Raw genomic sequence first — 12,437 nt, 5'->3', positions numbered from 1 at the left:
AATGAACGCTCAAACGATTTATTTAATTGGCGAAATTGTAATTTTTATGGCAATTTTTTACTTTTTATTGATATTGCCACAGCAGAGAAGGGAAAAGAAAGAGAAAGCTATGATTGATGCATTAAAACCTGGTGACGAGATTCTTACAAAAAGCGGTATCTATGGCAAGATATTAAACATAAAAGACGATGCGATTACGATTGAAGTAGGCGCCGATAAAGTCAAATTAAAGATAGCCAAATGGTCTGTAGGAAAAGTATTAAGTTCACAAAGCGAAAACAAATAAAAAGATGCGGGAAACCGCATTTTTTTTGCTTTAATAAGATGTAATATTGTCTTTTTTACAAGCATAAAATTTACTGATGAAAAAAGGGAGGTGCTTTAATGAAAAGCAAAACTCAAAATTACAACGACAAGGTATTAAATATACCTGGTATAATAGTTGGATTGCTAATAAGCTATATAATTACGCTTCTATTTTTTATAATTTATGCGTTGGTATTGACATATACACCGCTTTCAGAATTGACGCTTCCTACGCTTACAATGCTTATAACAATAATTGGCATAGTTTTATCTGGTGCTATAGCTGCCCGCAATACAAAAAGCAAAGGTTGGTTAAACGGTGGCTTGGCAGGTCTTCTCTATGTTCTCCTTATGCTGTTTTTGGGAGTTTATTTTGTAAAAGAAGCTGGAATAAATGCTGGAATAGCTTTAAAGCTTATTTGGGGAATTGTTTTAGGTGCTATAGGTGGCATGATAGGCATAAATCTATAGCTTTTATTGTCGTGAATTATATGTTATAATCAAAAAGGAAGAGGAGGTATGAAAATGAGACATATTGTAACAATCAACAGAACATCATTGAAAGATAGCCTGAAAAAACCTGGTTGTGGAGAATGTCAGGCATCATGTCAATCTGCTTGCAAGACTTCGTGCACTGTTGCAAATCAGGAGTGCCAAAATTAATTTACATAGGCAAGTGGCAGTAATGATATGTTACTGCCATTTAAAATGTATAGGAGGTTAAGATGCATAGCATAATACATAAATTTAGACAATTAGGAATGAATATCGTATTAGATCCTGTCAGCGGAGCAATACACGTTGTGGATGATTTAACTTATGAATTGTTGGATTTATATTTAGATAATGACTTTGATACGATATGTGATCTATTAAAAGATAAATACGCTGAATCGGATATTAAAGAAGCGTACGATGAAATAGAGTCTCTCCGTCAAAAAGGTCTTCTTTATTCCGAAGATGTGTACAAGGATATAGATGTAAGCAGAAAAGATTCTGTGATAAAAGCTATTTGCCTTAATGTGGCACATGATTGCAATTTAAGATGTAGTTACTGTTTTGCGTCAACTGGCGATTTTAAGGGCGGCAGGAAGTTGATGCCGTACGAAGTAGGCAAAAAAGCTATAGATTTTTTAATAAAAAATTCAGGAAACAGGAAGATCGTAGAAGTGGATTTTTTTGGAGGAGAGCCGCTTTTAAACTTTGATGTTGTAAAAAAATTGGTTGATTACGGAAGAGAAGAAGCAAAAAAATATGGAAAGACTATTAAATACACTATAACTACGAATGGTGTATTATTAGATGAAGAGAAAGCCACATACATAAATGAGAATTTCTCTAACGTCGTATTAAGCCTCGATGGTAGAAAAGAGATAAATGATGCCATGAGAAAAAGGATTGATGGCAGTGGTTCATACGATGTGATTTTCCCTAAAATTAAAAACTTTGTTTTAAAAAGAGGCGATAAAGAGCATTACGTTAGAGGAACCTTTACGGCTAAAAATCTTGATTTTTCCAAAGATGTACTGCATTTAGCCGATATGGGAATAAAGGAAATCTCAGTAGAACCTGTAGTGGAAAAAGAAGATACAGATTACACATTAAAGCAAGAACATTTAGAAAAGATTTTAAAAGAATATGACAAGCTTGCAGAAAAGTATGTAGAGAGAATTGAGGATGGCAGACCTTTTTCATTCTATCATTTTAAAATAAGTTTAGATAATGGTCCTTGCATCAAAAAAAGGCTTCAGGGCTGTGGTGCCGGGTTTGAATATGCGGCTGTAACTCCTGATGGTGAAATATACCCATGTCATCAGTTTGTAGGGAATGAATCTTTTAAATTAGGTAGTGTTGACACAGGAATTGAAAATAAAGAGCTACAAGAGAAATTCATGGAAAGCGATATATATAAAAGAGAAGAATGCAGTAAATGTTGGGCAAGATTTTACTGTAGCGGTGGATGCTTTGCCAACAATTATAATATAAATGGGGACATAAATAAACCATACGAACTATCTTGTGAGATGCAAAAAAAGAGATTTGAGTGTGCTATAGCAATCAAAGCTTATGAAATGTTAAAAGAAAATGATATTTACGAAAAATAGTAAGCCATGGTAATTTGATAATTGACCGTTTACAATAAAAGTAATATAATAAAACGTAGCGAACAAAAGAAAGGGGATAATGATGAAATCGAGAGGATTGGCAAAATTTTTATCAGTAATCGTGCTTGCCATAATAGTAGCGTATGTTGCTTTTTATGGTGTAAATGCCGGAAATTATTCGATTAAGCCAGTTCAAGACAGTATAAGGCTGGGACTTGACTTAAGAGGTGGTGTCTACGTCTTGGAACAGGCACAAGGGAATGTTTCACAGGACGCTATGACAAGGGCGATCTCTATAATAAGAAACAGAGTAGATGCTTTAGGCGTATCACAACCGCTTATAGTTCAACAAGGATCCAATAGGATAAGGATAGAGATTCCGGGTGTTAACGATCCTGATCAAGTTATTTCTTACTTAGGACAGACAGCACAGCTTAAGTTTATAGGGCCGGATGGCAAAGTTATATTGACAGGTGCGGATGTTAAAGACTCAAAAGCAGTTTATCAAACGACTCAGACCGGTGTACAGGAACCAGTTGTTACACTTGATTTAAACAGTAAAGGTGCGAAAGCTTTTGCAGATGCGACAGCGAAGTTTGTAGGCAAGCAAATAGCAATAGTTCTTGACGACAAGACAATATCTGCGCCAGTAGTACAAGAGCAGATTCCTGATGGCAAAGCGGTTATAAATGGAATGAAAGATTTTAACGAAGCAAAAAATTTGGCAAACCTTATAAGAGGTGGAGCACTTCCGGTGACGCTAAAACAAGTTGAATACAGCTCTGTTGGTGCTACATTAGGACCAAGTGCATTAAAAGCCAGTGAAGAAGCGGGTATGTATGGACTTTTAATAGTTTTATTGTTTATGATAGCTTTCTATAGACTGCCTGGATTAATAGCAGATATAGCTCTTGGTATATACATTGTAATAAACTTTATAGTATACGCATTGTTGCATGTTACATTGGACTTGCCTGGCATTGCTGGTATGCTTTTGTCAATAGGTATGGCAGTTGACGCCAATATAATCATTTTTGAGAGAATGAAAGAAGAGATGAGAGCAGGAAAATCCATAAGAGCTTCCTTAGATGCCGGATTCAGAAAAGCATTTGTGGCAGTATTTGATTCAAACATCACAACACTTATTGCTGCATTTGTCTTGTTCTTCATGGGTGCAGGAACTGTAAAAGGGTTTGCATTGACGCTTATAATCGGTGTTATCTCAAGTATGTTTACTGCAATAACTGTTTCAAGGTTCTTACTTAAGTCGATTGTTGAAACAGAATTCACTAAGAATATCAGAGTATACGGTGCATAAGGAGGCGAAAACTATGAGATGGAATAACATTAAGTGGAATATTGACGTCATAGGTAAAACCAAAGTTTGGTTTACTATATCCGGCATAATAATATTGGCAGGGCTTATTGCTTTGTTTACAATGGGCTTAAATTGGGGGCTTGACTTTACAGGCGGTACTGTAGTTGAATTCAATATGCATAAACCTGTGACGATTGCTGTGAATAATGAAATTACAAGTATTTTAAAAAGCAATGGCGTTAAAGATTCACAGGTAAAAGCTATTGGTCCCAATAACACACATGTTTCAATAACGACTCCAAGTCTTGACGATAAGACGAGGACTGCCGTTATAAATGCTATAGAATCTAAGTACAAACTCACTGTTAAAGACCTTGTGTCATCACAGAATGTCAGCGCATCAATAGGTAAAGAGATGCAGTTTGGAACGATTTTAGCATCTGCCGTAGCTGCACTTCTTATGCTTATTTACATTGGCTTCAGGTTTAATTTCGAGATGGGTGCTGCTGCTGTTTTAGCGCTGATACATGATATTCTAATAATGATTTCAGCTTATGCGTTGCTTAGAATTGTTGTAGACACACCTTTTGTAGCAGCTATACTTACGGTTTTTGGTTATTCTATAAATGACACGATTGTCATATTCGATAGGATAAGAGATAATATTAAGTTGATGAGAAAGGCAAGTTATAAAGAGATAGCAAATGTCAGCGTAAATGAGACGATGACTCGGTCGATAAATACTGTCATGACAGTTTTGATTATGCTTGTCCTCATGTACTTCTTTGGCCCTTCATCCATAAAAAGCTTCGCTTTGCCGCTGTTAATTGGTATCACAAGTGGTGCGTATTCTTCAATTTTTATTGCAAGCCCACTTTGGGTTATATTTAAGGATAAAGAAGGAAAAAATAGTGTTGGAAACAAGGTAGGAAATAGACCTCAAAAAGCATGATAGGAGGTGATTACATGCTTAAGGAGATGTTTCTTGCAGGGCTTGGTGCTGTTTCACTGACAAAAGATAAGATAGAGGAGATCGCTCAAGAGCTTGTAAAGCGGGGCGAACTCACTGCGGAAGATAAAAACAACTTCATAAATAGTGCATTGAATTCTGTAAACAAACAGAAGCAGGTCATTAAAGAAAAGGCTTATGAGAATATTCAGCAATTGGCTAAGGAAGCAAATTTAGTGACGAGAGAAGAATACAATCTTTTGTTGGCGCGGATAGCTGAACTGGAAAGCAAATTAGATCAGCTTATTCAGAACAATCAGAATATGTAAATTTCTTAATTAGTGGCATAATACTTTTAAGTATATTGCCGCTATATTTTTATTGAGGTGTGGAAATGAATCTGTTCAGTATTTTTTCAACGAGAAAGTATATAAAAAGGTATAGGGAAATACTAAAAATACTCACAAAAAATGGCTTTGGCTTTATAAGCGAAGTATTGTCAAAGAAAAAGAGCATACCGTTTGTTTATATACGTAAGAATGATTTGCCTATTGCTTTATCTGAAAGGATTCGAATTACTTTAGAGGAGTTAGGGCCTACATTTGTGAAGATGGGGCAGTTATTAAGCACAAGACCTGATTTGCTTCCGCATGATGTGATTAATGAGTTATCAAAGCTTCAAGATGATGTTCCGCCCGTAGAGTTTGATACAATGCGCCAAATCGTCGAAGATGAATTGGGAGATAAAATTTCTAATTTATTCTTGACTTTTGATAAAGAACCAATAGCGTCTGCATCCATTGGGCAAGTTTACAAAGCGGTTACGAGGGAAGGAAATGACGTTGTGGTTAAAGTCCAAAGGCCAGGCGTATATGAAAAAATAACGGCTGATATTATCATCTTAAAGACGATTGCAAAAATTTTGAATGAGCGCCTTACTGACTCGCCTGTTGATTTTTTGGATGTGGTAAATGAGTTGTCAGAGTCACTTCTAAATGAATTGGACTATACTTTAGAAGGCAATAACGCAGATAAGTTTAGAGAAAACTTTATTAATGAGTCGTATGTCTACATACCAAAAATATATTGGGAATACACGACAAAAAAAGTTTTAACAATGGAGTACATTGACGGAATCAGCGTTAAAAACAAAGAAAAATTGCGTGATAGTGGATTTGATTTAAAGAAGATAGCATACAACGGTGCTATGTCTATATTCATGCAGATATTCGTCTATGGATTTTTTCATGGAGATCCCCATCCAGGCAATATCCTCATAAGAAGAGATGGAAAGCTGTCATACATAGATTTTGGCATTGTAGGATATATAGACAGGTCAAACCGGGAAATGATAGTAGAGCTTTTTAAGGCTTTTGTCGACAATGATACAGATGAAGTTGTTTCGATTTTAACAGACATGGATGCCATAAGAGATGGCGTAAATATAAGGCATTTGAAGTACGATCTTAGCGGGATCATCAGCTATTTTTACAATACTCCTCTTAAAAATATAAATATCAATGATTCTGCTAAAAAGATAACTTCAATCATCTACAAGTACAAATTGATCATGCCTGCAGAGTTTACGCTGTTACTTAAATCATTGGCGACCATTGAAGGAGTTGGAAAAGAATTAGACCCTGACTTCAGCATATCTGATATTGCGAAAGATTTTGTAAAAAAGATATACATAAACAATTTCAATTTTGCCAAAACGCTGAGTGAAAATGCAAAAGACCTTCATAAGATATACGTTCATTTAAAGAAGTTTCCATCAAAGCTTCAGGGGATAATTTCAAAGATATTAAAAGACAATGTAAGAGTAAAGTTGGACATTGAAGAGACTGAAAAGATGAAGTACGACCTTAATTCAATGATAAATAAAATGATCATAAGCATTATAGCTGCGTCGCTTATAATAGGTTCATCACTTATAATGTCTCTAAATGGTGGGTACAAAGTATATGGTTACAATGCAGTGGGCTTAGTTGGCTACTTAATATCGTTCATATTATGTATGGCGATTGTCTATTACATACTTTTTATAGAAAAAAAGCGAAAATAATGTGTTTTGTGAGGTGACGGAATGAGATGGTCTACAACTGGGTATCAAAAAAGACTAAAAATGATAAACTTGTTGATGAAATTGCAAATAAGTTTAATTTAAAAACTTATGTCGCACAGACAATTGTCAATAGAGGATATGATGATTTGGAAAAAGTTTATGAATATTTAAACCCAACATTAAACGCGCTTAATAATCCTTATTTATTGGAAGGAATAGAAAAAGCGGTTTCGATCATAAAATATCATATCGGGTTAAATGACAAAATAACGATATATGGTGATTACGATGTGGATGGTATAACCAGCACTTCAATTTTATATACGGCTTTAAGAAGGCTTGGTGCAAATGTAGATTTTTATATACCAGATCGCCTGTTGGAAGGTTATGGAATAAATATGGATGCTGTTAAAGCATTGTGCGATTCCGGAACGAAGCTTATTATAACCGTTGATTGTGGGATAGCGTCATTAAAGGAAGTACAATATGCACGAAAACTGGGCCTTGATGTTATTATTACAGACCATCATCAAGTTCCGGATATACTGCCAGAAGCTAATTGTATCGTAAATCCACATATTAAAGATTGTACATATCCATATAGAGAATTAGCAGGAGTTGGAGTTACTTTTAAGCTTTGTTTGGCACTCTTAGGGGATGAAGCATTGGAATTCCTTGATGTAGTGGCTTTAGGTACGGTGGCAGATATAGTACCGCTTACTGGAGAGAATCGTGTGATCGTAAAAGAAGGATTAAAGATGATGAGAAATACAAAGAATAAAGGATTAAGGGCTTTAATAGATTCTGCCGGCCTTAATGAAAGAGATATAGATACGTACCATGTTGGGTTCATATTGGCTCCAAGGCTAAATGCTGCAGGAAGATTAGAAAGCGCCGTATTGTGTGTAAATTTGCTGGTAACAGATGATACTATAGAAGCTGACAGAATAGCAGCTTATTTAAATAGTGAGAATGCGAAAAGACAAGAAATCGAGAAAAAGATATTAGAAGAAGCTATTATGCAAGTTGAAAACAATGTGGACTTAGAAAAAGAAAAGTTTATTGTTCTTTATAGCGAAAATTGGCATCCGGGTGTAATTGGGATAGTTTCTTCAAGGATAACAGAAAGATATCATAGACCGTCCATTTTAATAAGTGTCAGTGATGGTTTTTGCAAGGGTTCGGGAAGAAGCATAAAAGGATTTAATATATACGAGGCAATAAAATATGCTGGTGACTGTTTGATTAACTTTGGAGGACATGAAATGGCTGCAGGCTTGACTATAGATAGCGGTCAAATAGATGATTTTAGACTTAAACTCAATGAATATGCCAATACAAAATTAACTTCTTTTGATATGATGCCGATAATCGAGATAGAAACTTCTATTGATGATGTATTGGATTGTGATGGAGCAAATCAAATAAGTTTGTTAGAGCCTTTTGGCAGTGGAAATCCTATGCCAATGTATGCGATTAAAAATTTGGTCGTAAAACAAATTTCCCTCTTTGGAGATAACAAACACATTCGAATAATGGCTGAGAAAAATGATGTTATGTACAATGTCGTTTTATTCAATAGAGCTTGCGAATTTGACAAGATTAGCATAGGAGATGTTTTAGATATTGCAGGCTTTATCAAAATAAATGAGTGGAATGGAGAGAAAAAGCTTGAGATAATAGCAAAAGATATTTTAGTGAAAGAGAAAAATGTATTATTTTTCAGAAATTTATACAATACTTTAATGAGCTTTAATTATGATGATTTTCAAGGATTAGAAAGCTATAATTTTATTGATATGCGAAATATCGATGATAAAAGATCTTATGTTTCAAAATTGTTTAAAAGTGACGATAGTACAGCAGTCATAATAAACACTCGATACCATATAAAAGAGCTTATTAATTATCTTAACGCTTGCAACTATTGTGATTTTAAGTTAAGCAATAAAATTGTCGATGCAAAGAATGTAGTTTTGTGGTGCATTAATGCTGATGAAATTATGCATTTGCCTTCTAAATTTAAAAATATAGTTTTTTACGATATACCATTCGATTCAAAAATGTTTTATAATATATTAGCAAACAGCAGAGAAAGTATTGTACACCTTTTGTTTGGAAAGGAAGACTTAAAAAGCAGTTTAAATGATATCTACAATATTGTACCCAGAAGGAGTGATTTTGCTAAAATATTTGTAAGCATGAAAGAAAATTCGGATACGTTGATATTAAAAGATCAAATTTACGATTATTTTAATTTGAATTCCATAAAGTCAATGATATGTTTAAAAATTCTTAAAGACAATGGATTGATTAATATAGAAGAAAGTGATAATATTTTTGTGTTAAGGAGAAATTGTGTCGATTCAAAAGTGAATATTAAAGATCACCAGCTATTACAAAAACTGTATATGGCGGAAAAAAGTTTTATAAAATTTGCTTTTCAAATATTGAAAAAGAATGTTAAGGAGGAAACAGCATGACATTAGAAGATGTTAAATCACTTATAAGGGAGATACCGGATTTTCCGAAAGAAGGAATTGGTTTTAAAGACATAACACCTGTTTTAAAGGATAAAGATGCGTTTGTGTTTTCAATAGACATGTTAGCTGATGCTATAAAAGATAGAAATGCTGATTTGATTGCAGGTCCAGAGGCCAGAGGCTTTTTGTTTGGAGCACCATTGGCATATAAAATGGGATTGGGATTTGTGCCTGTTAGGAAACCTGGGAAGTTACCTGCTGAAACAGTCAATTATCAATACGAGCTTGAGTACGGCGTGGATTCATTGGAGATACACAAAGACGCTATTAGCAAAGGGCAGAGAGTTATTATTGTCGATGATTTATTGGCAACTGGCGGTACAATATATGCTGCAGCAAAGTTAATTGAAGAATTGGGCGGTATTGTCGATTGTATATTGTTTTTGACAGAATTGACTTTTTTAAATGGACGTAAAAAGTTAGAAGGTTATGATGTCATTTCATTGATAAAGTTTTAAAATGTCGGTTTTAAAAAGGTGATCATTAATAATGATTGAAAAAATTATTGAGAGAGTAAAAAAATACGATCAATCTGAAGATGATATTAATTTAATATTAAAAGCTTATGATTATGCGCTAAAAGCTCATGAAGGACAATACAGAAATTCAGGAGAACCGTATATTGTTCACCCTGTAGAAGTTGCAATGATTCTTGCTGATCTGGAACTTGATGTATCTACTATTGCCAGTGGACTTCTTCATGATGTAATAGAAGATACATCTATTTCTTATGAAGATATAAAAAATGAATTTGGGCAGGAAATTGCTGATTTAGTAGATGGCGTGACGAAGCTTGGCATGATAGAATACAAATCGAAAGTAGAACAGCAGGCTGAAAATATGAGGAAAATGCTCATTGCAATGGCTAAAGATATACGAGTTATAATGATAAAGCTCGCTGATCGCCTTCACAATATGCGTACTCTTAAATTTTTAAGCGAAGAGAAGCAAAAGGAGAAAGCACAAGAAACATTGGAAATATACGCTCCTATTGCCCATAGATTAGGTATGTCAATGATAAAGTGGGAGTTGGAGGATTTATCATTGAGATACCTTCATCCTGATGAATATTACAGTCTTGTTGAAAAGGTTGCAAAGAAGAGGAAAGAGAGAGAAGAATCCATAAAGGAACTCATTGAAAAGTTAAAAGAAAAATTGAATGAAATCGGAATAAAGGCTGATGTTGATGGAAGACCTAAACATTTTTACAGTATTTATAAAAAAATGAAGCAGCAAAACAAGACTTTTGAGCAGATTTACGACTTAATGGCTGTCAGAGTAATTGTCAATACTGTAAAAGATTGTTATGGGACATTAGGCGTTGTTCATACATTGTGGAAGCCAATGCCTGGCAGATTTAAAGATTATATTGCTATGCCAAAGCCAAATATGTACCAGTCTCTCCACACTACTGTAATTGGGCCGAAAGGTGAACCATTTGAAATACAAATTCGAACTTGGGACATGCACAGGACAGCAGAATATGGAATTGCAGCTCACTGGAAGTATAAAGAGGGCAAATCTTACGAAGATGAGTTTGACGCTAAGCTTTCCTGGTTGCGGCAGCTTTTGGAGTGGCAAAGAGAGTTAAAAGATGCTAAGGAATTCATGGAGACCTTAAAAATAGATCTGTTTACAGATGAGGTTTACGTTTTTACTCCTAAAGGTGATGTCATAAGTCTCCCAGCCGGTTCTACGCCTATTGATTTTGCATATAGCATTCATACCGAAATAGGCCACAGATTAAATGGCGCTAAAGTAAATGGAAAGATCGTTCCAATAGATTATGAGCTTAAAAATGGTGATATAGTTGAGATTCTCACGACAACCAATGCTGACAGAGGTCCCAGCAGAGACTGGCTTCAGATTGTAAAAAGCTCACAAGCAAAAAATAAAATACGGCAGTGGTTTAAAAAGGAAAAAAGAGAAGAAAATATCGAACGAGGACAGGAGATATTTTACAGGGAGTTAAAAAGACAAGGGATACAACAATCCCAATTAAAAAGCGATATAATGGAATCTGTTCTAAAAAAGCTAAACATGCATTCTGAAGAAGATTTGTATGCAACAATTGGATTTGGCGGGCTTGCATTAAATCAGATAATACCTCGCATAAAGGAAGAGTTAAAGCAAGTAGAAAGTGAGTCCAAAAAACAAATTCCAACTGTACTGGAAGCAAAGAAAAAGCAAAAGATTGGCGGAATGGGTGTCATTGTAAAAGGCGAAGACAATGTCATGGTTAGATTTTCGAAATGTTGTTCTCCTGTCCCTGGTGATGAAATAGTAGGATATGTCACAAAAGGCCGTGGAGTTTCAATACACAGAAAGGATTGTCCAAATATAAAAGATTATGTTTACGATAAAAATAGAATTATAGAAGTTGAGTGGGATCAAGGCAAAAACATGGCGTATCAAGCAGATATTCAGATTATGGCTATTGATAGGTATGGATTACTGACAGATGTCACCAGTATATTAGCTGATATAAAAATTTCTGTAAGAGCTGTAAATGCAAGAACAACAAGGGACAATATTGCAATAATTAATTTGACGTTAGAGATTACATCGAAAGAGCAGCTTGAAAAAATTATGAATAAATTAAAAGCTCTTGATGGTGTGACGGATGTATACAGAATAAGTGCATGAAATTTACTCATGACGAAAAATGCAGCATTGGAGGTATTAAAACATGAGGGCTGTTGTTCAAAGAGTTTTGCAAGGAAACGTAACAGTTGACGACAATATAGTAGGAGAAATTAACAAAGGACTTGTAGTCTTGGTGGGTGTTTCAAATGATGATGGCTTGGAGGATGTAGAATATATATCCGATAAAATCGCCAATTTAAGGATTTTTGATGACGAAGAAGGTAAGATGAACCTTTCTATAATTGATGTTGGCGGTGAAATCTTATTAGTGTCACAGTTTACGCTTCTTGGCGATGCAAGAAAAGGTAGGAGACCTAATTATATGAATGCTGCCAAATCAGAAAAAGCGCTGTACCTTTTTGATAGATTGTGCAATGAATTAAGTAAAACGGGACTTCATGTTAAGACAGGAAAATTTGGAGCTATGATGCAGGTTTCTTTGATAAATGATGGACCAGTAACGATACTTTTAGATTCAAAAAAGATCTTTTAAGGTGAGTGGAAT

The 12,437-nt window shown here is 34.7% G+C and carries 12 protein-coding genes; all 12 read left to right on the top strand.

What is annotated here, in order from left to right; translation table 11 throughout:
• Position 1: 1 nt before the first annotated feature.
• Positions 2–286 (top strand): preprotein translocase subunit YajC, encoded by a 285-nt coding sequence (gene yajC / locus JJQ93_RS04455; protein ID WP_013788198.1) that lies wholly within the window; start codon positions 2–4, stop codon positions 284–286.
• Between the two features lie 98 nt (positions 287–384).
• Positions 385–777 carry a TIGR04086 family membrane protein gene (locus JJQ93_RS04450; RefSeq protein WP_274892862.1) on the top strand — a complete coding sequence of 131 codons (393 nt, stop codon included), beginning with the start codon at positions 385–387 and terminating at the stop codon, positions 775–777.
• Positions 778–831: 54 nt separating this feature from the next.
• On the top strand, positions 832–969 hold the full coding sequence (scfA, locus tag JJQ93_RS04445) for a six-cysteine ranthipeptide SCIFF (protein ID WP_013298036.1): 138 nt from the start codon (positions 832–834) through the stop codon (positions 967–969).
• 62 nt (positions 970–1,031) lie between these two features.
• Complete coding sequence (scfB, locus tag JJQ93_RS04440) at positions 1,032–2,411, top strand: thioether cross-link-forming SCIFF peptide maturase (RefSeq protein WP_274892861.1); 1,380 nt, start codon at positions 1,032–1,034, stop codon at positions 2,409–2,411.
• A gap of 82 nt (positions 2,412–2,493) precedes the next feature.
• A complete protein-coding gene (gene secD, locus JJQ93_RS04435) occupies positions 2,494–3,729 on the top strand; it encodes a protein translocase subunit SecD (protein ID WP_274892860.1) in 1,236 nt (411 codons plus the stop codon).
• A gap of 13 nt (positions 3,730–3,742) precedes the next feature.
• Positions 3,743–4,681, top strand: coding sequence for a protein translocase subunit SecF (secF, locus tag JJQ93_RS04430; RefSeq protein WP_274892859.1), 939 nt, complete (start codon positions 3,743–3,745; stop codon positions 4,679–4,681).
• A 14-nt stretch (positions 4,682–4,695) separates the two neighbouring features.
• Positions 4,696–5,007, top strand: a complete 312-nt coding sequence (locus tag JJQ93_RS04425) for a phasin family protein (RefSeq protein WP_085112057.1) — start codon at positions 4,696–4,698, stop codon at positions 5,005–5,007.
• A 65-nt stretch (positions 5,008–5,072) separates the two neighbouring features.
• Entirely contained in the window at positions 5,073–6,743 is a 1,671-nt protein-coding gene (gene ubiB, locus JJQ93_RS04420) for a 2-polyprenylphenol 6-hydroxylase (protein WP_085112056.1), read from the top strand.
• Between the two features lie 26 nt (positions 6,744–6,769).
• Entirely contained in the window at positions 6,770–9,226 is a 2,457-nt protein-coding gene (recJ, locus tag JJQ93_RS04415; protein WP_274892858.1) for a single-stranded-DNA-specific exonuclease RecJ, read from the top strand.
• A complete protein-coding gene (locus tag JJQ93_RS04410) occupies positions 9,223–9,744 on the top strand; it encodes an adenine phosphoribosyltransferase (RefSeq protein WP_274892857.1) in 522 nt (173 codons plus the stop codon). Before recJ ends, JJQ93_RS04410 begins: the two co-directional genes overlap by 4 nt.
• A 31-nt stretch (positions 9,745–9,775) precedes the next feature.
• Complete coding sequence (locus tag JJQ93_RS04405) at positions 9,776–11,932, top strand: RelA/SpoT family protein (protein ID WP_274892856.1); 2,157 nt, start codon at positions 9,776–9,778, stop codon at positions 11,930–11,932.
• 43 nt (positions 11,933–11,975) lie between these two features.
• The gene (gene dtd, locus JJQ93_RS04400) at positions 11,976–12,425 is read left to right on the top strand and encodes a D-aminoacyl-tRNA deacylase (protein WP_085112052.1); all 450 of its coding nucleotides are present in this window, start codon (positions 11,976–11,978) and stop codon (positions 12,423–12,425) included.
• The last annotated feature ends 12 nt before the right edge of the window (positions 12,426–12,437 follow it).

This window comes from Thermoanaerobacterium sp. R66 (genome assembly GCF_028895185.1).
Classification (GTDB): Bacteria; Bacillota; Thermoanaerobacteria; order Thermoanaerobacterales; family Thermoanaerobacteraceae; genus Thermoanaerobacterium.
This window is presented reverse-complemented; position numbering and strand designations above follow the sequence as displayed.

Excerpts from the sequence above, each read along its gene's own strand:
- yajC (WP_013788198.1), top strand. The coding sequence starts at position 2 with ATGAACGCTCAAACGATTTATTTAATTGGCGAAATTGTAATTTTTATG.
- JJQ93_RS04450 (WP_274892862.1), top strand. The coding sequence starts at position 385 with ATGAAAAGCAAAACTCAAAATTACAACGACAAGGTATTAAATATACCT.
- scfA (WP_013298036.1), top strand. The coding sequence starts at position 832 with ATGAGACATATTGTAACAATCAACAGAACATCATTGAAAGATAGCCTG.
- scfB (WP_274892861.1), top strand. The coding sequence starts at position 1,032 with ATGCATAGCATAATACATAAATTTAGACAATTAGGAATGAATATCGTA.
- secD (WP_274892860.1), top strand. The coding sequence starts at position 2,494 with ATGAAATCGAGAGGATTGGCAAAATTTTTATCAGTAATCGTGCTTGCC.
- secF (WP_274892859.1), top strand. The coding sequence starts at position 3,743 with ATGAGATGGAATAACATTAAGTGGAATATTGACGTCATAGGTAAAACC.
- JJQ93_RS04425 (WP_085112057.1), top strand. The coding sequence starts at position 4,696 with ATGCTTAAGGAGATGTTTCTTGCAGGGCTTGGTGCTGTTTCACTGACA.
- ubiB (WP_085112056.1), top strand. The coding sequence starts at position 5,073 with ATGAATCTGTTCAGTATTTTTTCAACGAGAAAGTATATAAAAAGGTAT.
- recJ (WP_274892858.1), top strand. The coding sequence starts at position 6,770 with ATGGTCTACAACTGGGTATCAAAAAAGACTAAAAATGATAAACTTGTT.
- JJQ93_RS04410 (WP_274892857.1), top strand. The coding sequence starts at position 9,223 with ATGACATTAGAAGATGTTAAATCACTTATAAGGGAGATACCGGATTTT.
- JJQ93_RS04405 (WP_274892856.1), top strand. The coding sequence starts at position 9,776 with ATGATTGAAAAAATTATTGAGAGAGTAAAAAAATACGATCAATCTGAA.
- dtd (WP_085112052.1), top strand. The coding sequence starts at position 11,976 with ATGAGGGCTGTTGTTCAAAGAGTTTTGCAAGGAAACGTAACAGTTGAC.